At 43.3% G+C, this 20,175-nt stretch carries 20 protein-coding genes, 2 tRNA genes and 1 pseudogene; 15 read left to right on the top strand and 8 right to left on the bottom strand.

Annotated elements, in window-relative coordinates; genetic code table 11:
• The first annotated feature begins 96 nt into the window (after positions 1–96).
• From Q0C29_RS03365 to secY, 3 genes are all read left to right on the top strand, one after another.
• Positions 97–858 carry a hypothetical protein gene (locus Q0C29_RS03365; protein WP_291999248.1) on the top strand — a complete coding sequence of 254 codons (762 nt, stop codon included), beginning with the start codon at positions 97–99 and terminating at the stop codon, positions 856–858.
• 60 nt (positions 859–918) lie between these two features.
• Positions 919–1,932, top strand: coding sequence for a TIGR00269 family protein (locus Q0C29_RS03360; protein ID WP_291999247.1), 1,014 nt, complete (start codon positions 919–921; stop codon positions 1,930–1,932).
• A 145-nt stretch (positions 1,933–2,077) separates the two neighbouring features.
• Positions 2,078–3,526: a preprotein translocase subunit SecY gene (gene secY / locus Q0C29_RS03355; RefSeq protein WP_291999246.1), complete on the top strand. Its 1,449-nt coding sequence runs from the start codon at positions 2,078–2,080 to the stop codon at positions 3,524–3,526.
• 192 nt (positions 3,527–3,718) lie between these two features.
• Here secY and Q0C29_RS03350 read toward each other — a convergent pair whose 3' ends face one another.
• Positions 3,719–4,396, bottom strand: a complete 678-nt coding sequence (locus Q0C29_RS03350; protein ID WP_291999245.1) for an ACT domain-containing protein — start codon at positions 4,394–4,396, stop codon at positions 3,719–3,721.
• 170 nt (positions 4,397–4,566) lie between these two features.
• Here Q0C29_RS03350 and Q0C29_RS03345 point away from each other — a divergent pair.
• Positions 4,567–4,657 (top strand) — tRNA-Val (locus tag Q0C29_RS03345).
• A gap of 84 nt (positions 4,658–4,741) precedes the next feature.
• On the opposite strand, the gene Q0C29_RS03340 is transcribed toward Q0C29_RS03345, so the two are convergent.
• Positions 4,742–5,908 (bottom strand): glycosyltransferase family 2 protein, encoded by a 1,167-nt coding sequence (locus Q0C29_RS03340; protein WP_291999244.1) that lies wholly within the window; start codon positions 5,906–5,908, stop codon positions 4,742–4,744.
• A 146-nt stretch (positions 5,909–6,054) separates the two neighbouring features.
• Here Q0C29_RS03340 and Q0C29_RS03335 point away from each other — a divergent pair, with 146 nt between their 5' ends.
• Complete coding sequence (locus Q0C29_RS03335; RefSeq protein ID WP_291999243.1) at positions 6,055–6,777, top strand: cytidylyltransferase family protein; 723 nt, start codon at positions 6,055–6,057, stop codon at positions 6,775–6,777.
• A gap of 85 nt (positions 6,778–6,862) precedes the next feature.
• Positions 6,863–7,549, top strand: coding sequence for an endonuclease V (locus Q0C29_RS03330; RefSeq protein ID WP_291999242.1), 687 nt, complete (start codon positions 6,863–6,865; stop codon positions 7,547–7,549).
• Here Q0C29_RS03330 and Q0C29_RS03325 read toward each other — a convergent pair.
• On the bottom strand, positions 7,541–7,993 hold the full coding sequence (locus Q0C29_RS03325) for a hypothetical protein (protein WP_291999241.1): 453 nt from the start codon (positions 7,991–7,993) through the stop codon (positions 7,541–7,543). The two genes, Q0C29_RS03330 and Q0C29_RS03325, sit on opposite strands and share 9 nt — an antisense overlap.
• Before the next feature lie 157 nt (positions 7,994–8,150).
• Here Q0C29_RS03325 and Q0C29_RS03320 point away from each other — a divergent pair, with 157 nt between their 5' ends.
• From Q0C29_RS03320 to Q0C29_RS03305, 4 genes are all read left to right on the top strand, one after another.
• Positions 8,151–9,293 (top strand): thiolase family protein, encoded by a 1,143-nt coding sequence (locus Q0C29_RS03320; protein WP_291999240.1) that lies wholly within the window; start codon positions 8,151–8,153, stop codon positions 9,291–9,293.
• A 1-nt stretch (position 9,294) separates the two neighbouring features.
• Positions 9,295–9,708, top strand: a complete 414-nt coding sequence (locus tag Q0C29_RS03315) for a Zn-ribbon domain-containing OB-fold protein (RefSeq protein WP_291999239.1) — start codon at positions 9,295–9,297, stop codon at positions 9,706–9,708.
• Positions 9,708–10,757, top strand: a complete 1,050-nt coding sequence (locus tag Q0C29_RS03310; RefSeq protein WP_291999238.1) for a hydroxymethylglutaryl-CoA synthase — start codon at positions 9,708–9,710, stop codon at positions 10,755–10,757. The genes Q0C29_RS03315 and Q0C29_RS03310 overlap by 1 nt, the downstream gene beginning before the upstream one ends.
• A gap of 139 nt (positions 10,758–10,896) precedes the next feature.
• Positions 10,897–11,199 carry a TRAM domain-containing protein gene (locus tag Q0C29_RS03305; RefSeq protein ID WP_367173608.1) on the top strand — a complete coding sequence of 101 codons (303 nt, stop codon included), beginning with the start codon at positions 10,897–10,899 and terminating at the stop codon, positions 11,197–11,199.
• 90 nt (positions 11,200–11,289) lie between these two features.
• Here the strand turns inward: Q0C29_RS03305 and Q0C29_RS03300 are convergent, their stop codons facing one another.
• Positions 11,290–12,375 carry a serine hydrolase gene (locus Q0C29_RS03300; protein WP_291999237.1) on the bottom strand — a complete coding sequence of 362 codons (1,086 nt, stop codon included), beginning with the start codon at positions 12,373–12,375 and terminating at the stop codon, positions 11,290–11,292.
• Between the two features lie 122 nt (positions 12,376–12,497).
• Positions 12,498–13,433 carry a prenyltransferase gene (locus Q0C29_RS03295; RefSeq protein WP_291999236.1) on the bottom strand — a complete coding sequence of 312 codons (936 nt, stop codon included), beginning with the start codon at positions 13,431–13,433 and terminating at the stop codon, positions 12,498–12,500.
• A gap of 78 nt (positions 13,434–13,511) precedes the next feature.
• Between Q0C29_RS03295 and Q0C29_RS03290 the strand changes: the two genes are divergently transcribed.
• From Q0C29_RS03290 to Q0C29_RS03275, 4 genes are all read left to right on the top strand, one after another.
• A complete protein-coding gene (locus Q0C29_RS03290; protein WP_291999235.1) occupies positions 13,512–14,948 on the top strand; it encodes a UbiD family decarboxylase in 1,437 nt (478 codons plus the stop codon).
• Positions 14,949–15,019: 71 nt separating this feature from the next.
• Positions 15,020–15,095: transfer RNA gene (locus tag Q0C29_RS03285), tRNA-Gln, on the top strand.
• A 183-nt stretch (positions 15,096–15,278) separates the two neighbouring features.
• Positions 15,279–15,974: a hypothetical protein gene (locus Q0C29_RS03280; protein ID WP_291999234.1), complete on the top strand. Its 696-nt coding sequence runs from the start codon at positions 15,279–15,281 to the stop codon at positions 15,972–15,974.
• 584 nt (positions 15,975–16,558) lie between these two features.
• The gene (locus tag Q0C29_RS03275) at positions 16,559–16,729 is read left to right on the top strand and encodes a hypothetical protein (protein ID WP_291999233.1); all 171 of its coding nucleotides are present in this window, start codon (positions 16,559–16,561) and stop codon (positions 16,727–16,729) included.
• A gap of 6 nt (positions 16,730–16,735) precedes the next feature.
• Here Q0C29_RS03275 and Q0C29_RS03270 read toward each other — a convergent pair whose 3' ends face one another.
• The 3 genes from Q0C29_RS03270 to Q0C29_RS03260 form a co-directional block, all read right to left on the bottom strand.
• Positions 16,736–17,224, bottom strand: coding sequence for a hypothetical protein (locus Q0C29_RS03270; protein WP_291999232.1), 489 nt, complete (start codon positions 17,222–17,224; stop codon positions 16,736–16,738).
• Positions 17,225–17,228: 4 nt separating this feature from the next.
• Positions 17,229–17,945: a molybdopterin-dependent oxidoreductase gene (locus tag Q0C29_RS03265; protein WP_291999231.1), complete on the bottom strand. Its 717-nt coding sequence runs from the start codon at positions 17,943–17,945 to the stop codon at positions 17,229–17,231.
• Positions 17,946–18,450: 505 nt separating this feature from the next.
• On the bottom strand, positions 18,451–19,440 hold the full coding sequence (locus Q0C29_RS03260; RefSeq protein WP_291999230.1) for an ABC transporter transmembrane domain-containing protein: 990 nt from the start codon (positions 19,438–19,440) through the stop codon (positions 18,451–18,453).
• Positions 19,441–19,530: 90 nt separating this feature from the next.
• On the opposite strand from Q0C29_RS03260, the pseudogene Q0C29_RS03255 reads away from it, so the two are divergent.
• Positions 19,531–20,175: pseudogene (locus Q0C29_RS03255) on the top strand (alpha-mannosidase); the annotation flags it as partial.

Below are 20,175 nucleotides of genomic sequence, written 5' to 3'. Positions count from 1 at the left end.
GCCGCACTCCCATAAAGGGTGCTTCATTCTAGAGAGTGCTTCTTCATGCCCTAGACAATCATCTTTATAAAATGCCATGCCTAAAGTGAAGTCATTATGCGTAATGCAGTGTTAATTAATGCTGGTGATGATATTGTAGTCTCTATGCTAGTCTACGTCACTTACGTATTCTCACACCTAAGGTTAGTTAATGCTGAATACGCCCTCTCACTGGCGTTAATTCTCATTCCATTGATTCAGAATTACTTAATCAAGGGTGGCCTATTCACGTACAATGGGTTAGTTAGGACCTACACCGCATCAATGCATGCCTTAGCATTATCATGGTTACTCATAGTGGGTTTCATAGCCATAAGTCTCAGTAATCAATTGCCGCTACTAATCGTGATGCCGTTCGTGGCATTAGCCATGGCTATTGGATTAGCTGTTAGGCGCAGCTCATCGTTAACCACGACCCCACTGCTTTCAGCTTCCCCAGTATTAATGCTAGCAGGCTATTCACCTCAAATGGTTGCATTCCTATCCCTAATACCATTCATTACAGCATTGTTAATGCTAGCGCAATTAAGAAGCGCATATGGTGGTCATGTCGGCTTAAGTAAACTAACGCCAGCAGCGGCATTACTTCAATTCACATTGTACTTACTCTTCAATGCAATCACCTCGATTATTCAAGTAATCATCATCACTGCATGCCTACTTGCATTAATAATAGTAGGTATGCCTCTAGCTAAGGTGAGGGGTGGGTACCTTGTGATTGCATTGGTGGTTTTAGCCTTAGCCTCAATAATATTGAAGGCAACCCCATTACTATGTGCAGTGGTGATTTTCGCAATTAGGCTTCTCTTAATCCAGTGAGTATCAGCTTAACAGGTAGGTAAGTTATTTAATAATTGGTGTTAAAGCCAGTGCGGTAGTATGGTTACTTTATGTGATAGGTGCGGTGTTAGGGAGGCAAGGTACCTTAAGGCATCCAGTGGTGAGAAACTATGCTTAAACTGCCTATTCAGCTCCATTGAGGATACTGTAGCTAGGACGGTGAGGAGATATAGGTTAATAGTAAGTGGTGATAGGGTTGGTATAGCTGTAAGTGGTGGTAAAGACAGCCTAGTGCTAATGTATTTGTTGGGTAAGTTGAGGAGACTGGGTAGGATACCTAAGGATGTTGAGTTAATAGCCTTCAGTATTGATGAGGGACAACCCTACAGTTGCGTTAGGAGGGCTAACTCAACGGATTATGTAGCTAAGTTAACTGAGGAATTCAACATAGGGTATAGGGTGTTCAGGTTCAGTGAATTATTTGGAGTAACGGCGTTCGACATTGCCCAGGGATTATGGGGGAAGGGTGTTAATGCTCACATGTGCACCATATGCGGTGTCATGAGGCGGAGGGCAATGAATATTGTAGGTAAGATGCTTAACTTAACTAAGATAGCCACGGGGCATAATCTTGATGATGAGGCTCAAACCGTGCTCCTCAACGTAACTAGTAATGATATTAAGCGCTTCGCTTGGTTTGGAGCCACCCCAAGTAATGATGTTGTTGAGGAGGAGTTCATACCTAGGATTAAGCCCCTGAGGTTCATTAGGGAGGAGGAGGTGGCCTTATACGCCTACTACCATGGGATACCGTTAATGACCATTGAATGCCCCTTTGTTTACAATAATCCACGCTATGAACTTAAATTCACCCTAGCCAGGTGGGAGAGGGATAATCCAAACGTTAAGTACTCCATGGTGTCCTTTGGTGATGAGCTCTCAAGGATGATTAATGAGAGGTTTAAGGGGCAGGTTAAGCTCAATAAATGCACCTACTGTGGTTTCCCAACCTCAGGGAACGTGTGCAGGGTATGTGACCTACTTAAACAGGCTGGGTTACTTGAAAAGTACTTAGGTCACATAAGGCTCACGAGCACTCAACAAGGCGCGTAAGCCTAATTATTAATCATCCGCAACTAGCCTTAAGCTCATGGTGTAAATGAGTGGATACGCTCCAGTTAATATTAACATATTGATAGTTCATAGTTGCAATGCCCTCTAATAAACCTTATTAATCCCAGTAATTTTAGGTGAAACTGTGGCGTCCAAGCGATTCATAGAGTTAGTGGAACCGCTCTTAACGCTAATGCCCACTGTCCCTAGGCCTAATAGGCCTGTTACGCTGGGCAGTAGGTTAATATGGACTTTCCTAGCGGCCACAGTCTACCTACTCCTATCAGTAACCCCACTGTACGGTATTGTAGCATCATCAAGTAGCCCGCTCTTTAACCCACTTGTGGCTATAATATTCGCTTCAACTAACGGTACCCTAGCACAGTTAGGTATAGGCCCAATAATAATAGCTGGCATAATAATGGAGCTTGTTGCGTTCTCGGAATTGATGGATGTTGATTTAAATGATCCCCAGGATCAGGCAAGATTCACGGCATTAACGAAACTTGTTGCTGTGGTAATAGCAATGTTTGAGGGTGCCTTCATAATGTCAACTCATCAGTTAACAGTGGCTAATGCCGGATTAGCCTTCGTCGTATGGCTTCAAATGCTCTTCGGGGCGGTAATAGTAATACTGCTTGATGACCTAATATCTAAGGGTTGGGGTATCGGAAGCGGCATATCGCTCTTCATATTAATAAGCATAATTAGGTCAATATTCCAGTCCACATTCATGCCGGTAACTGTTGGCGCAGGGGAATTACTAGGTATTGTACCAGCTCTCGTAGCGGCAATATACAATGCCGCAGTTTCTCATACGCTTGTACCATTATTATCAATAATCTACAGGTTTAACCTACCTGGCTTAGTAGGGTTAATTTCAACAATAGTTTTAGGTGGATTCATAGCGTACGTTGAGTTAATGGAGGTTAGGATACCATTATCCTTTGTTCAGTATGGTGGCTACAAGATGTCGTACCCATTCAAGGTAATGTATGTCTCAGTTTTACCGATAATATTCACAGCGTACACAGTTGCCTTAATATACAATGGACTCTACTTCGTCTGGGCAACCTACAATCCCCATAATGCAAACGCCCTATTAAACTCAATAGCCTGCATAAGGGTTATTACAACAGCTAAGTTCGGCACCGTTAATGAACCATGCCCCACATCCCTAATATACTACTTCACCGTGATACCCTATAACATGACCCCTCAGTACGTGGTCGTCCACATACTTATGTATGTAGCATTATCTGTAGTATTCGCATACCTGTGGGTTAACCTAGCTGGATTAAGCGCTGAGGATCAAGCCAGGACAATGGTTTCAAGTGGCCTATCAATACCCGGCTTCAGGGCATCTGCAAGGTCGCTGGCAATACACTTGAAGAGGTACGTTAACTCCTTAACATTCACCAGTGGCTTACTGGCAGGTTTCATTGCTGCCTTAGGGGATATCCTAGGGGTTTACGGTACTGGAATAGGGCTAATACTAATGGTGGAGATAATAATACAGTACTACACGATAGCCATGCAGGAGCAGCTATTCGAGGCTTACCCAGGACTTAAGAGAATTCTTGGGGTTGAATGATTAGTTACCTTTCAATTCAATGAAATACTTAGTAAAACAAGCAGTAAGCCTCACACTTTAAGATAAGGTAAATTATTTCTCTAACATGAGATTTAAGCATCCAGTGAATTGTGATCATAAATATTACCTAAGGCTTCAGTAGTCACTATTGATGATCCAACACTTAGTGTAGGCCCGTAAACTAAAGAGGTATTATGCAGTAGTTATCTTAACTTGTAGGCATGATTCACTTATACCTTGTCCCTGAATCTTAGCATTAAATAACCCGGTGAAGCCCTCAAGATAGCTTAAGATTAGTTTAGAGAACTCCTCATTAAGGTTCTCGCGGCAGACCTTAACAATGGTTACATTACCTGTTGACTGCACTTGAACTCTACCTAAGCCCCTTAACTGGAGAATGCTTAGTTCACTGGCTTTAAAGGAGCCATACATGCCTAGAATTAATTCACCATCCTTCTTCCCTAAACTCTTCAATATGCCTAATAATAGTTCATTCACCTGGTTCTCAAAGACATCATGGTCTATGGCTAATACGTAGTTATTGTTGAATGTTGGTATTGATAACGTTGCCATAACGTATGAGTCATTATTAAGCACCTTCTCCATAACATCATAGACGAAGGAGAATTTCCTAAGCATGTTCTCAACATCACCAATTGAAGACACTGAGTTAGTGAAGTCAGCAACAACGTGAATCATCTTCTGAAGCCTATTGAAGGATGCATTAACTATGTTTACCCCATTCTCAGCGAAGACGTCAGATATGGCTGCTAATATGCCTGGCCTATCTTCACTAAGCCTAATGATGAATTCAACTATTGTTTTACCATTAGCCTCATATATCATTGCTAACTCTCTATGAAACATCATTAAGAACCCCATACCTACCTCCTATTTAAATATGATACTAAGGCCGCTAACTCAATACGCGTTTCCAGTACATTACGCTAATTAAACTGCTGCTTAAATTGATTAAAGCATTTTTAACACGCATGAAGGTTAAAGCTTAATAAACCGTGAACCAATGGCCCATAGAAAGAGGGCCCGTAGTCTAGCTTGGTTAGGATGTCCGCCTTACGAGCAGTTAGCTTGGAGAGCGGGAGATCCCGGGTTCAAGTCCCGGCGGGCCCACTAACCTTCATCCCTAATTAACCTCTCATCACTTAATTTAGGCATACCCTCATGGAGTATACCCCCTTACCATTAGCGAGTTAATTAAGGAAGGGGCATTAATTCAATACCCCTCCTAACGTCATTAATTGTAAATACTCTACCTCTCCAGTTAATGGACTTAGTGAACATGGTTACGATTAATGCAAGCCAGGAGAAGTAGACATTAAGTATTGATGTGGCAGCTAAGGCATAGGTGTATTTAATCCCAATATTCCTAGCATAGAAGATGTTCTGAGTCCTAATCCTACTAATCCTGTAGTAGTCCTTAACCACCCCAATTAGGTAGGGTGCTAGTCCAAGCAGTATAATCCAATTAATGAACACCGATAATGCTAACGCTGATGGCAGCGTTACTGCGTAAAGCGTATACGATGCAGCATAGAGCATGAAACCGTTAAAGCTGTATACCTTAACATACCAGAGTTGCCTAACAGCCCATTTAAAGGCATCCCTAATCCCAGTGTTCTCCGGTGTTATTACAATTGACCTTGGTGTAAAGCCTACCTTTAATCCATCTCTATGAACCATGTGCGTTAACACGTAATCATCACTGAGGTAGTAGGGCAGATACTTTACTACACCCCACTTCACCATTAGGCTTCTCCAAATTGCCGTTGATCCTCCCCAAGTGAACCTAGCCTTCTCATTCTGCATTGCAGTTATCCCAATCATGTTAAAACTGGCCTTAAGCAGTAAACCAAGGTTTAACCTACTTAATGGTACGTAGAACCTGTACGTTGTTGCTGCTCCTAAACCAGCCTTAAGTAACTTAACTAGGTTAATTAACCACTCATCATGAACATAGGCGTCACTATCAACAATAACTATTACATCACCCTTAGCTTCACTAATACCCTTAGCTAATGCTGAACCCTTATTGAAGCCGCCGTTATTAATAATGACCCTTGCATTACTGTAGTGTTTCGTGATGCCGCTTACTAAGCCGTAGGCTGGGTCATCAGCATCATCAATAATGAATAAGTACTCTCTTGCTGCAGGGTACTTCTGCTCTAAGACGCTTTTAATGTTGCCTTCAAGGTTCTGGTCAATGCCCCTGACTGGCATGATTACTGTGACAGATGGGTACTTAACATCATCATTAGGGTCCCTTAAACTCCTCCAGTACTTAACCTCAAAGTAAAGGGATAATGATGATGAGAGTACTGCGATTACTATTATTAGTAGGGCGAGGGCTTGAAGTATGTTCATGTATCATTATTGTAGAGGCACCTATTTAAGCATTGTGAAGTTGCCTAAGCGATTCAATCGTGCTCTAACCCCATTAACGTATCCGCACCGTGATACGTATTGTTTAGTCGCAAGCGTTTTTAACCCGGCGTAACATTAGGCAATTAATGAATGCCTTAGCCGATAGAGTAATGACTTATGTTAGAAACGTTGAGCAGGCCATTGAGGCACTGCGCAAGGGTACTAATGGAAATGGGGATATTGGTGAATTAATTGAATTGGCTGAGGCTTACCTTAAGGATACTTTACATTACTTCAAGGTTGGTGATTATGAGACTGCCCTAGCGACAATATCATATGCAGAGGGCCTATTGGACGCCTTAAGAATCCTTAAGCTAAGTGATGTTAATTGGAGGAAGCCGAGTGAACTAGCTAAGTCAGCCTCAAGGAAGGTTTTCGTAGCCGGTACATTTGATATAATACACCCAGGCCACATAGGTTACCTCAAGTACGCTTGGAGTTTAGGTAGGGTTGTAGCCGTAGTATCCACTGATGAGAGCGTTAGGCGGATTAAGGGTAGGGAGCCTATAATACCAGCTAAGCAAAGGGCTGAGGTACTTGGGGCTTTAGAGTACGTGACTAAGGCTAGGGTTGGTTACGGGGACGACATGTTCAGGGTTGTTGAGGAGGAGAAGCCTGACGTAATACTCCTTGGGCCTAACCAACCCTTCACTGAGGATGAGATTAGGAGGGCCTTGAGGAGTAGAGGCATTAATGTTGAGGTTGTTAGGATGCCTAACATGGTTAATTGCCAACTATGCAGCACCACTAGTATAGTTAAGAGAATAATAGAGATGTCTAAGGAATTAGCATCATTGAATAATCATTAGGGCTCATCATTGCTTAAACCTAAGAGGACGCTGTGGGAAACCAATAAAGGGTAGTTCAACCTGGTTTAATCGGTGAATTAACCGAATGGTTAAGAGGACTATTAGCGAGAATTACGTTAAGTCAAGGATACCAAGGGGCTTTAACCTTGAGGCTGCACGCATGGTTCAGAGGAGGCTAGCCTCAATGGTGGTGACTACACCGTTGAAGCAACCCATAGACCTCATTACAGGCATTGATGTGGCGTATAAGGGTAATTACGCCTACTCAGTGGCCGCAACCTACTCAATAAGGCTGAGTCACGTTATTGAGTATGGGTGCTATGAAGGTGAGGTTACGTTCCCATACGTGCCAACACTATTATCATTCAGGGAACTTTCACCCATGATTAAGGCCTTCATGAGGCTTAGTAGAAGACCCCAGGTTGTGTTAATTGATGGTCATGGGATAGCCCACCCCTATAGGCTTGGCATAGCCGCGCACTTCGGGGTTGTAATGGGTTTACCAACCATTGGAGTTGCAAAATCATTACTCTACGGTGAGGTTAGGGAATCCCTAATACTTGATCCAAGTAATGGGGAGGTTATTGGCGGTGTAGTTAAATGCGGTAGTCATGAGGTCTACGTAAGCGTAGGCAACATGGTTACGCTTAATGATGCCCTCACTTTAATTTCAGGGCTATGCCTAAGGGATAGAATGCCTGAACCAATACTGCATGCCCACACAATGGCTAATAAGGCTAAGCGTAGTGGCTGCTTTAACGCATTAGCCTGAGGGATGATTAATGTACAGTACGTAAATGTACCTATCACTTAACTCAAACACGTCGTGAGGGAATAGGGAGGCAAATGCCTTAACCTTATTCCTAATTACACTTAATTCACTGGTGAAGAGAGGGGTTGTTGACCACCCCTTATCAGGTTGCCAACCAACGATAACTACGGTTAGTTTACTAACCCTAATTAACTCATTGATGAGTGTAGTAATGTTACTAACGTTACCCGTTAAGTTAAGTACACTTGACTCAACAGCCTTATCCCTGACGGGTAACTTAACGTAACTCGATAACACTAAGTCACCCCCAGTCTCGTTAATGGCCTTCTTAATTCTAGTATTGCCTACATCATCAGTAACGTATATTGAAGGTATTGTTAAGGCTGGTTCAGCATCACCGAGAACTAGGCTTCTTCCAATCATGAAACCATGAACACTAACCATATGTAAACACACTATTTTTGCGTTTAACTTTTAAGGTTTACTGAACTGATGCTTCACGATAATGCACATTGAACTTTAATTAGCGTTAACACCATAATGGTGTCTTGTTTTAAGCACGGTGTAATATTTATTAAGCTTTATGTGAAAGGGAAAGTCGATGAGCATTTCGGCATTAGGCTATATAAATGGAGTACACATTATCCCTCCAGGTAGATACTACGATAAGGGTTATAGGGAATTATTCGCCGAGGCTGCTTTAAAGGCCCTTGAATCCGCAGGTAACCCCGACATTAAGGCAATCTACATTGCATCCGCTCTCTCTGAACTAGCCGGGGAGCAAATGGCGATAGGTAATGTCCTCAGGGATTATTCAGGCATTAGGAATGCGCCATCCATAAGGGTGGAGAATGGTGATGGTTCAGGGGGTTTCGCGTTCATGGTTGCGTTAAACCACGTGGCATCAATGAATGATGGATGCGTACTACTGGTTGGCGTTGATAAGCCCCATGAAGTCACCTCGCTTAAGCAGAATAAGTATGCATCATATCTACTTGACTCCGACTATGAATCATACTTCGGGGCAACCCCAGTAGTCTTAGCTGCGTTAATGGCTAAGCAGTACATGAGGAGTTACGAGTATAAGTACGAGGACTTAGCTACATGGGCTATTAAAATGCATGAGAGGGGATCAAAAACACCCTTCGCCTACTTTAAGAAGGCAGCTAAGTTAAAGGATGTACTTGACTCAGAGCTTGTGGCCGATCCATTAAGGCTCTACGATGTCTCACCCTTCGTCGATGGTGCAGCAGCCCTAGTACTATGCAGTAAGCCCAACTCCAAGGATCAGGCAGTGGGTGTATTGGGCTATGGTTTCGGTGCATCAAACTCATACTTCGCATCTAGGAACGACTACACTGTGCTAATGTCAGTTACTGAGGCTGTTAAGGCACTTAACCCACTTAATGATTTCAACGGCATAGTAAGCGTCCACGACACATATAGTATACTTGGAGTCCTGGCTTTGGAGTCCCTGGGGTTATGTAAGAGGGGTAGTGCGTTAAGGCTCCTTAATGAGGGTTACTTTGATCCAGGGGGTAAGGTTATGGTTAACTTAGATGGTGGTTTAAAGGCAGTGGGTAATTCAATGGGTGCTTCAGGTGTTTACCAGTTAGCCAGCGTAACAATGCAGCTTAGGGGTGATAAACCATTTAATGGCTTAAACGCCGAGGCTGCTGTGGTTGAGGACATGGTTGGTGTGGATCAGGAGAGCGTAGTCTTCATGCTTAAGGTGGTGAAGTAGTATGGTTGACCAATCCCTATCAGTACCAAAATACTGGAGGAGGATACCACAGTACTATAGGCTTACCGCCCTTAAATGCAGGAAATGCGGCAGGGTTTACTTCCCACCTAGGGCTGTTTGCGAATGTGGTTCAAGGGAGTTTGATGAAGTTGAGTTACCGAGGAGGGGTAAGTTAATTGAATTCACTGTGCTTAGGAGCGTCACGTCAGACTTCGAGAAGCAGAGGCCATTAATATTCGGTATAGTTGACTTGAATGGAGTTAGGGTACTTGGGCAATTGGTTGACTGCCCCAATCCAGAGAAGCTTAGTGATAACACTGAGGTTGAGGTAGTTTTCAGGAGGGTTAAGGAGGACAGTGACTACGGTATAATTTACTACGGCTTTAAGTTAAGGCCAGTGAAGGGGTGTTGGTGATGGCGGTAGGCATAGTTGGTTGGGGCGCCTACATACCGAGGTACAGGATTAAGACCCGTGAAATAGCGGAGGCATGGGGGGATGATGCCCTCAGGATAAGGGACATGTACCTTGTTGAGGAGAAGGCTGTTGGGTACATTGATGAGGACCCAGTAACCATGGCTGTTGAGGCATCTAGGGATGCTTTAACTAGAGCTGGGGTGAAGCCAAGTGAAGTTGGCGCCGTCTTCGCTGGGACGGAGTCGAAGCCATACGCCGTTAAGCCAATATCATCAATATTAATTGATGCGCTCGGCTTAAGTAGGCAGGTTTACTCAGTGGACATGGAGTTTGCCTGTAAGGCTGGTTCAGACGCAATAATTAACCTAATGGGCCTGGTTAAGGCTAATTCAATAAAGTACGGTATAGCTGTCGGTACGGACTCATCCCAGGGTGAACCAGGGGAACACCTGGAGTATACCGTGGGTACTGGTGCGGTTGCGTACATTATTGGTTCAAGTAACCTGGCTGCTGAAATTAAGTACACTTACCCATACGCATCCGATACACCTGACTTCTGGAGGAGGGATGGTTCACCGTATCCGGTTCACGGCGAGGGTTTCACGGGGGAGCCAGCCTACTTCAAGCACATAATGGGTGCCGCTAAGGGGTTAATGGATGAGTTAGGTATGAAGCCGAGTGACTTCGATTACGCGGTTTTCCACCAGCCTAATGCCAGGTTCCCGGTGAGGGTTGCCCAAATGTTGGGTTTCCCACTTGAGAAGGTTAAGCCAGGTATTGTTGTTGACTTAATAGGTAACACTTACAATGCCTCAGCCTTATTAGGGCTAGCTAAGGTTCTTGAGGAGGCTAAGCCTGGTTCAAGAATAATCGTAGTCACCTTCGGTAGCGGCGCAGGATCCAACGCATTCTACATTGAAACCACCGATCAATTGCCAGGTAAGGTTAAGTTAGCTAGGACAATCAGCGAGATGCTTGAGGATAAGGTTTACATAGACTACTCCCTCTACTTAAAGTACAGGAGGATAATAAGGATGATTCACGGTTAATGATTATTAATTTACCTTTATTTAAAACGAATATTACCATTGACCACCCGGGTAATGCTTAACCTACCACATATACGAAACATTTATTAAGGGGACTATTGCTGGATTAACGGCGATACGGACGTCAACAGGTTCCGGAATGAATAGGGGAAGGCCTAGACGAAGGGGCCGTGGTCCAAAACCAGTGAAAGTCGGTGACGTTGTGGAAGTGGAGGTAACTGAAGTGTCTAAGAGGGGCGATGGTGTTGCTAAGATAAGAGGCTTCATAATCTTCATACCGAACACTAAACCTGGTGAGAAGGTTAAGGTTAAGATAACGAGGGTTGGTCCATCCTTCGCAGTTGCTGAACTAGCCCCAGAGGCGGGGCAAGGAGCAACCGCCACCGGTCAGGAGACCCAGCCCGAGGAGGCCTCTCAGGGAGAAGAATTTGAGGAAGAGTAGTTAACTCAGTTAATGCTCAAATCACGTTAAAACAATTTTGCAGGCGCCTTAAGGGCATTTTAACCTTAAGATAAGATTAATGATTAGGCATTAGTGGTGGATTAACTTATCAGCGCATGACACAGCTGCATTATGTAAAACAGGCCTAGCGTAATCAATCCTCCTATTATCCCTACTTGGATGAACCCTATTAGTGAAGAGAACTATTGTTAACCCCATTTCAACATCAATCCATAGGGAAGTACCAGTGAAACCAGTGTGGCCGAAAGCCTTACCATCGGTTAGAAAATCCCCACCACTGGTGGTCACACCCCTCCTGTATATTTGCCAACCAAGACCATAGCATGATTCACCACATGCCCAGGGAGTCCACATCGCCTTAATGCTCGGCCTTGATAGGAATACCCCATTCCTATAGGATTCAAGTAGAGAATCCGCTATCTTGGCGGCATCCTCAGCGGTGGCGAATAACCCAGCGTGCCCTGAAACCCCATTCATGGCCCTTGCGTTCTCATCATGAACCACACCCACTAGTGCATCGCCATTAACGTACTCAGTGGCTACTACATCATCCTTACTGAACCTTGATAATGGATTATAGAGCGCCTTACTTAAGTTAAGGGGCTTAGCTACCATTTCCTGGAATAATGAGTCTATGCGTTGGCCAGTAATCCTCTCAACTAGTGCAGTTAAGACAATGTAGTTTAAGTCACTATAAACCACTTTGGAGCCTGGTTCGTAAACGGGGAAGGAGGTTATGGCTTGGTTAATTAACTCATCCCTACTTGAGGCAGACTTATAGAGGGGTAACCATGCTGGTAACCCTGAGGTATGCGATAGAAGCATCCAAACCCTAACCTTATCCTTAGCATCATTAACACCTGCATTAGTCCTACTGAATTCAGGAATCAATTCAGACACTCTCTGGCTTAGGCTTAATGCCCCCTTCTCCACTAGTTTCATCACTATTAATGATGTTGATAAAGCCTTGGTTAAGGAGGCTAAGTCAAAAAGCATACCACCCCTCATGGGTCTCTCAATGGGCTTTAGCTGAGCGTAACCAACAGTCATGTTGATTAAGGTTTCACCATTAGCGTTTACTACAAGCGACGCACCTGGGTAGGCGTCCTTAACTAAACTCTCCATTAGCCCCTTAACTGTGTTAACGCACTCCATGGGTGATTAAGGGGCTTGACTTAATAAATAATGAGTCTTGAGGCTTAATCAGCTGATTCAAACTCATCACTCACTCATGCACGGAGCTCACTCATCACTAGTGAGGGTTTAAGCCCACTCTTTTAAGGTATCCATGGTGCTAGTTTAACAATAATCATTGATACTATTAGTATGGCTAGGATAATTAACCTAACGCTGAATGGACCGGCCCACAGTAGCCTCAACTCCCTCCACCGCCTCCTAACCTCCCCCTCATCACCACTTAGTAGTGGGCCTGCGAGCCTAAGGGTTCTTGGAATCAAAATTAGGGAGACTAGGGATAGGTAAGGTATGTAGCCGAGTAGTGCCGATGCAATTAAGGTTAAGTAAATGAACGCGATAATACCGTACACTAGGTACTTAACCCTCCTCAACCCCAGCAGCAGAACCAGCGTTAACTTACCCACCCTCCTTGAGGCGTCTAGTTCAAGAGCCCCTGAACCCAGTAGTATGAGTAGTGTGAATAATCCATTAGGTATACCCACTATTAATGGTGCTGGGTTAAGGTAAATACCCGTTTGAACAATGTAAGAGCCCCAGGTGACTAATGGACCCATGGCTAATGCCGCAAAAGCCTCACCAAGCCCCCTATAATGCAGTTTCAATGGGGCTTCACTATAACCAATCCCAATTAGTACACCGGCTAAGCCTAGTATTAGGACTGGGAAACCGACCACTAAGGCTAAGTATACGCCTGAGGCTATGGTTACCGTAATGAAGAAGTAGCCCACCATCCTAACGCTACGTGGGTTAAGGCCTAGGTCAATTATTGGGTTAGGCCTATGTGAGAATCCACCAGCCCTATAGAGAACATCAACCCCTGTCCTGTAGTCCACGTAATCATGAATCAGGTTAACCCCAGCTTGGGCAAGCATTATGGCTATCAGGGTTATGACGTATATTAGCGGCTTAAAGACACCGTTAAGGTACCAGGAGAGGGCTGTGCCTAAGGTAACTGAGGAGAAGGCGCTAGTCAGGGTTGTTGGACTAAAGGAAATTAACCAAGGCCTAAGCTTCATTAAGAGGGGGGTTGAGGGGTTGGTTTTAAAAGTTGGCATAGGCGGTTCACTTAAATACCTTAGTGTAAACATGGATTAATGGTGTTTAATGACTTAAGGAGTTACTTGAGGGCATTGGAGGCTGAGGGTGAGTTAATTAGGGTTAATGAACCAATTAGCGTTGAGCTAGAGTTACCGGCATTACTGAGGGGGTTAATGTACAGGGGTGGGCCTGCAGTGATGATTGAGAGGACTAGGGAGAACACACTGCCGGCTGTAGGTAACTTATTCGGGAAGTGGAGTAGGATTTTAACTGCTCTTAATGGTGTAGAGCCAGGTAAGGCTGCTGAGAGGATTAGTGAGTTAACAAGCCTTAGGCCACCAACAGGAATAATTGATGCCTTAAAGTCCCTTGGCGAATTAAGGAGCATTTCAAGGTACTTCCCTAGGCTCATCAATAAGGCTCCCGTTAAGGAGAATGAGTGGGGTAACATTGACTTATTCAGGCTACCCGCAATAAGGCAATGGCCTAAGGAACCAGGCAGGTTCCTAACCTTCGCAGTATCATTCATTAAGCACGGTGATGTAACAAACTTCGGCTACTATAGGCTTCAAATTATTGGGAAGGATAAGTTCATAATGCATTGGATGCCTTGGAGGAGGAGTAGCCAGTACGCTGATGCTGGTGAAACCGAGGTAGCCGTAGTGCTTGGCCCAGACCCAGTAACCATGCTTATGGCTGGCGTACCAGTACCTCACCCATTGGATAAGGTCCTGGTGACGGGGGTAATCAGGGGTGAGGGTATTGAGTTAACGGGCGGCTCCACTATTAGCGTCGAATACCCGGCCAACGCGGAGATTGTGATTGAGGGTAAGTTAACTGGGGAATACGTTAAGGAGGGGCCCTTTGGAGACCACGTTGGCTACTACTCCATTGTGAAAGAGTATCCAGTCGTAAAGGTGACTGCAGTTTACTCAAGGGAGAACCCAGTGGTGCCTGTAACAGTTACGGGTAAACCTGTGCTTGAGGATGGGAACATAATAAGATTCGGTACCGAGGTAATGAAGCCTCTCCTAAGGCAACTACTACCTGAGGTGGTTGACGTCTACATGCCCCCCGAGGGAGTTGGCTACTGGACGGTGGTTTCAATAAGGAAGAGGTACCCGGGTCAAGCCAGGAGGATTATGGCGGCATTATGGGGCCTACTACCAGTATTCAATAAGATAGTGGTGGTGGTTGACCATGATATTGACGTTAAAAACATGAAGGAGGTTACGTATGCAATAGCCGCTAACCTAAACCCACAAAGGGACGTAGTAGTAATGCCAGAATACCCTACGGAGGAACTTGACCCATCAACCCCCATACCAGGCTTAGGGAGTAAGCTAGGGCTTGACGCCACCAGGAAACTACCAGGTGAGTATAACGGTGAGGAGTACCCAGAGGAGGCTCAAGCACCATCTGAGGTTGAGAAAGCCATTGCGCAGATCATTGATAGGATACTAGCCAACTACCCTAAACACAGTGATGAATGAAGTATTATCACACAGTACACATTGTTTTCATTGGGTAGTGTTTTTAAAGGGCTTCCTCATTGCTTCTAGTGAGCCGGGTCGTCTAGCGGCCAAGGATGGTGGGCTTTGGACCCACTGACCCCGGTTCGAATCCGGGCCCGGCTACCAGTTTAATGGTTCTTGAATTGAATGGTTTATTCAACTCATTACAAATCAACAAGACTAAGCACTTACGATTAATGACATTAAGACTACTGAGCCTAGAGCCTACACCACGAGGAGTCAAGACACTTGAAGTATACTCCTAGCATGTTGCGACAATGTTTAAAAGTTTAAGCTAGTTAGTGAATCATGCGTAGGTTTTTAATAGTGGTTGTAGTGGTCATTGTGGTAGGCATTGTGGCTTACAGCCTACTCTACCTATACGCACCGGGTTTAATAGAGAAGCCAGTACTAGACAAGAACCTACCAAACTACCAATACCTAGTATTCAAACCAACAAAAATAATAGAATATGTAACCAGCGGACAAAATGCAGGATACACTATCCTGAAGGCAGAATTACTAAACCCACAAGGACAACCAATAGGGGAATACACACTAGAATTCGGAGGTAATGCAAATGATCCAAATAAGTTAATTTACGGAATGCGGAATTTAGCTCAGAAATTCGGTTATAATGTAACAACATTATTCGTAACTGCAAACAATGGAATATACACGTATCAAAATCGCCCTGATATATTGATAATAAATAACAATGCTAATTATGACTATGTAATTATACCCTCACAAGATACGCAACAAGTCACATATGGATTTGAAACTGAGAACTTTAAGGTAATATATTCAAATACACAGAACAGTTTAATGTATAATGAGACAATGCAAGAGTGGGGACGTATAACCCCCATAGCAGATGGAATGGGATATGGAGTAGGGGGACCATTAATTATTGAAGTAACTATTAATAATCAAACATACTATGTACCAGCTTTCTATGGGTTAGCTACTGGGGTTGCACCTTCAAATAATCCTTACTCTTAATTTTCTACGCATATTTTGTAACATTAAGGAAACTCAAATGCCGTTATAACCTAAATCTAAGTATTCCTTATCTCCTATACTTAATTCTATGATAATGGCTTAGTTACGTATCTTTAATAGCCTTAACGATTTTAATAATCATGTTCCTCTCCTTATTACTGTTATTTACTTGCATTTTCCTTGGCTTAGTCACATGATTACTCATGTTAAAGTCCTTTTACTTACATTTAAACCAACAGTTTTCCCCTCCTTTTTATTAGGGATTGGTTACTAAGAAATCATAGAATATGGATATTTAAACCCAACGACAAGTTATTGAAATACTGAAAACAAGGAGTATATGCCTTGGAGTAAGATTTTAAAATCTTTAGTGGTTATTTAGTGCATGAGTAAGGGTATTCTGATATTACTGATTATACTCATTGCCTCTACTTTACTGGTCCTCCTCCTACACCAAGTTAATAAGTCACCTATTCATTCGGGTATAGTTAATTCAGCTTTCCCATAGCCTCCTCCTCTGCTATTGTGCCTATTCCAGTTTTTGTTGTTGGCCCCGTTAGCCTTATTGGTGAAGTGGCTTATACGTGTTCCTGTTGAGCATAGTCTACGTGTTAGCAAGTGTATTATCCATAGTGAGCCTAATGCTAATGATTAACAGATTATCAATAACCCTAATGAAAATTAACCCAGCTCACCTAGATTACCTAGTTATAGCCCTATTGCTGCTAACGGCGCTTTACGTATACTTAACTTAAGATTCCCTAAAGCATTAGGCTATCAAGGTAAACCACTGCAGCGAAGCCCATGAGGAGTAACATTGGTATTATAAACCTATATAGTGGTGGCCACCTTATACCACGCCTAATCAATGATAATCCTATGCCGCTGGCTATGTGCAGTATGAAGAAGAAGGCTAAGGGATCTATTAGGAGTATGTGAAGTTGAATGCTAAGTCCCCTGGTTAATAAGCCCCCGGTTGCCTTAAAGATTACATTCGATGAAACGGGTCCAGCCGCGAACCCAGTAATAGCCTCCATGACTGCTAACGCCAATAGTACCCATGCGGTCTGTCTTTGAAATGATGGGGAGTATATGCTCTTGTTTATGTCAGGTATAATTACCGTAGCCGCTATGAGGGGGAGTAAGTATGGTGTTAACTGGGGTTGTAGGCTGAGGAGTAGTGCAAATGATGCAACCTCAGTTTGGATTATTATCCCTATTGTATTTGGGTTAACTGCGTTAATCCGCATTACCCTAATCACCAGTGTTCTTCTTAGCTATATCAGGGTAACCTAGGGATTCCCAGTAGCCTAAGTAATTCTCATCAGTAACCGTTAACTTAACCAGCCACTTAACGTTCTTATACCCCCACCACCTAGGTACCACTAGCCTAACAGGATAACCATGGTTCTTAGGTAAGGGGTTTCCATCAGCCATGTAGGCTACTAGGGTATCGGGCTCCATAGCCTTCCAGAGAGGTAGATCACTGGTGTACCCATCTGCGCCATAGGCAATGATCTTAACTGCGTTCTTGGATATTCCCGCCATGTTAAGTATAGTACTTAATCTAACACCCCTCCATCTTACCGTGGCTTTTAGGAAGTATGGATCCGAAACGCATTGAAGAGTATTTGTGATTTCAACGGATGGTAATGAAGTGATTTCATCGTAAGTTAACTTAAGGGGATTATTAACAAGACCATCAACGACTAGGGTATAATTGTTTAAGTTCACTGATGGAGTTGGACCAACTTGAACAATATACCAAAGGTATTCAGGGGTTAACTCAACGCTAGATGATGTTGAATTTCCACCATAACTCCTAACTGCAGATACATGCGAATTAGGAGGCACCTTAACACCAGTGGCCCTAATTTCAGGTAACTGATTACTAACGTAACCACTAAGTAACGCTAAACCACCCATACTCAACATGAGTTTAATGAACCTTCTCCGATCAATCAAATCCACAATTATTAAAACACACAAGCAACTAATAAGAATTATTCGGAATTTCACCTAAATCTACTTAGCCCTCAGGACTATTTCCTCCTCCTAGTTTAATAGCATAGTACACTATCCTTCAAAGTAAATTGAATGATTCAATTGTCTTTAAATCATAAAAACAAAGTACAAATACGTTACTGCCCCTTACCTGTCTATGTGTCCCTTATTCTGAGAAGGATCTTTTAGGTAAGGGTAGTTTGATTTACCTTAGAATATTGTTGCCCTAAGCCCGCATAGATTGTTTCATTTAAGTAGCCCAGTTAACATACCCCCTTAATATGCGTACACTATTATTGGGATTAATGAGTATTGTGAAGTGGAGGAAGATTCTTGGTAAATGCTGAGTAATGCTAATAATCGTAATGAAAGTTGAATTCTCTTTTATTCCATCTCTATCTCATATTATCATTAATCATTAGATGTTAATAAAGGAACTACAGCTGATTCTAAGGCTTGTTTCTCTCAAATCCTACGGCATTGATGCAGTTGCTACCTCTTTATTATTCTCACTTAACTGCATTATTCTACGCATTGGAACCATGTTTTGAGCTAATACGCATAAGCCCCATAGTGCGTTTATTAATGGTGAGTAGACGTTTAGGCCTGCGTACACTATGCCAACCAGATTACCTACAGGTAACTTCCCTTTCTCGACTTCATGGATCCCGAATATAGTCAATAACAATGGCACTACATAACTGTACGCAAATGATGAAGACCAGTAAGTTCTGTCGTAGAAGATTTGCTTGGTCATGCCCTTATACCACTTATTTAGTGCCTCCTTTATTTGCTCTGGTTCAGCATTACCCTTAAAGTACTCGTTAATCAAGTGAATAACCTCACTGTAGCTTCCCCTCTCCACTTGTCTAGCTTCCTCAACACCCTTTATGTACGGTTCCATTATTAGGAGGGAGAATGGCGTTGCGGCAACAGCCATGGCACCTATCATTGGGTTTAATTGAAATATTGTTGCCAATGATACTGCCGCTGTCAGTATGTTGGGCGTGAATGTAGTATACATGCCTCCAATATTCCACATTACGAAGTCTACATCACTAGCTAACCTACCAACCATGTCGTTTACGTTCCTCGAGTTTCTTGAGCCATTAATCTCCATTATGACATCATTTTTAATATTAACAATAGCCTTAGTTATAGTGTTCCAAAATGGCTTAAACAACCATTCAGTAGCTGTGTATATTATAGTGGCTGCTAGTATCATTAATATTGAGTTCATTATCCCGCTCTCCCTAATACTCAATGAACCTCCTGATGCTGAGCTCTCCAGTGAATTAACTAGACCCGTTAATGCAAGTGGCATTAATGAACCTGAGGCAATGGCCCTAAGTACGAAGGCTATGAAGGCTGTAATAAAACCAATATTGATCTCCCATGAGTATACATACCTTCTGTAAAACTTCCAGGTTAAGTCAAGAACCTCAGTAACCTTAAGCTTCATAATCAAGCATGCCTAATAGGTATTTAAATACCTTGAGGTTACTATTATCTAAGGAGGTTAAGCTTTTAAGGTAATGCCTAAACACCTAGTATGGTTACTAGGTCATTTGATGAACTTAGCGCAAGGCTAGTATTTGTGATTGCGAGTTCATTCCGAAACATAAAGCCACTTACCTGGGATACTATTGGTGATGGGAAGTTTAAGCTAAGTGTTAACGCTGGTGATTCAAGTGAACTAGTGGTCATTGGTTATAGGGGTAGCGCATTAGTTAAGCTTGATGGTTCCCCCTACTTTGAGTTAGACGGGTACCATAAGTCCATTCCACTACCCAGTGGTTCACATACAGTGGAGGCTGAGTTCACACCCTACGCTGCATTCGGTGAATTAGTGGGCATTAATGCTGGTAAGCCCTACCTTGTTACTAGGGATTACTCAGCGCTGAGGTTTTGGGCGTACGCCTCAAGTGCCCTTGAATTAGCTAGGATTATTAATGATGATGCCGTTAAGGTTGAGTTACTTAAAGCATTAACAGAGGCCTTCAAGAAGGTTCCCTTCACAAGCGTCTCAAGGGAGCAGCTAATACTTGCCGCTGAGCTTTACGGCATGCCTTGGAGTGAGAGAATTAACCAAACCATAACCCAGGACTTAGATAACGTATTCACCGAGTCTAGCGGCGGCAACTTTGATGAGGCTTTGGGTGTTTTGCGTGGTTTGCTTAGTGCCTTGTTGCCTAGG

The sequence above is a fragment of the Caldivirga sp. genome, assembly GCF_023256255.1.
Taxonomy (GTDB): Archaea; Thermoproteota; Thermoprotei; order Thermoproteales; family Thermocladiaceae; genus Caldivirga.
Note: the sequence above shows the minus strand (reverse complement) of the source record. Positions and strands in the feature narration are given on the sequence as shown.

What these genes read in the sequence shown, in the direction of transcription:
- Q0C29_RS03325 (WP_291999241.1), bottom strand. Translation starts at nt 7,993, where the DNA reads ATGGTTAGTGTTCATGGTTTCATGATTGGAAGAAGCCTAGTTCTCGGT.
- Q0C29_RS03260 (WP_291999230.1), bottom strand. Translation starts at nt 19,440, where the DNA reads ATGAAGCTTAAGGTTACTGAGGTTCTTGACTTAACCTGGAAGTTTTAC.
- Q0C29_RS03335 (WP_291999243.1), top strand. Translation starts at nt 6,055, where the DNA reads ATGAATGCCTTAGCCGATAGAGTAATGACTTATGTTAGAAACGTTGAG.
- Q0C29_RS03340 (WP_291999244.1), bottom strand. Translation starts at nt 5,908, where the DNA reads ATGAACATACTTCAAGCCCTCGCCCTACTAATAATAGTAATCGCAGTA.
- Q0C29_RS03350 (WP_291999245.1), bottom strand. Translation starts at nt 4,396, where the DNA reads ATGATGTTTCATAGAGAGTTAGCAATGATATATGAGGCTAATGGTAAA.
- Q0C29_RS03310 (WP_291999238.1), top strand. Translation starts at nt 9,708, where the DNA reads ATGGCGGTAGGCATAGTTGGTTGGGGCGCCTACATACCGAGGTACAGG.
- Q0C29_RS03365 (WP_291999248.1), top strand. Translation starts at nt 97, where the DNA reads ATGCGTAATGCAGTGTTAATTAATGCTGGTGATGATATTGTAGTCTCT.
- Q0C29_RS03270 (WP_291999232.1), bottom strand. Translation starts at nt 17,224, where the DNA reads ATGCGGATTAACGCAGTTAACCCAAATACAATAGGGATAATAATCCAA.
- Q0C29_RS03360 (WP_291999247.1), top strand. Translation starts at nt 919, where the DNA reads ATGGTTACTTTATGTGATAGGTGCGGTGTTAGGGAGGCAAGGTACCTT.
- Q0C29_RS03300 (WP_291999237.1), bottom strand. Translation starts at nt 12,375, where the DNA reads ATGGAGTGCGTTAACACAGTTAAGGGGCTAATGGAGAGTTTAGTTAAG.
- Q0C29_RS03320 (WP_291999240.1), top strand. Translation starts at nt 8,151, where the DNA reads ATGAGCATTTCGGCATTAGGCTATATAAATGGAGTACACATTATCCCT.
- Q0C29_RS03330 (WP_291999242.1), top strand. Translation starts at nt 6,863, where the DNA reads ATGGTTAAGAGGACTATTAGCGAGAATTACGTTAAGTCAAGGATACCA.
- Q0C29_RS03280 (WP_291999234.1), top strand. Translation starts at nt 15,279, where the DNA reads ATGCGTAGGTTTTTAATAGTGGTTGTAGTGGTCATTGTGGTAGGCATT.
- Q0C29_RS03295 (WP_291999236.1), bottom strand. Translation starts at nt 13,433, where the DNA reads ATGAAGCTTAGGCCTTGGTTAATTTCCTTTAGTCCAACAACCCTGACT.
- Q0C29_RS03315 (WP_291999239.1), top strand. Translation starts at nt 9,295, where the DNA reads ATGGTTGACCAATCCCTATCAGTACCAAAATACTGGAGGAGGATACCA.
- Q0C29_RS03305 (WP_367173608.1), top strand. Translation starts at nt 10,897, where the DNA reads ATGAATAGGGGAAGGCCTAGACGAAGGGGCCGTGGTCCAAAACCAGTG.
- Q0C29_RS03290 (WP_291999235.1), top strand. Translation starts at nt 13,512, where the DNA reads ATGGTGTTTAATGACTTAAGGAGTTACTTGAGGGCATTGGAGGCTGAG.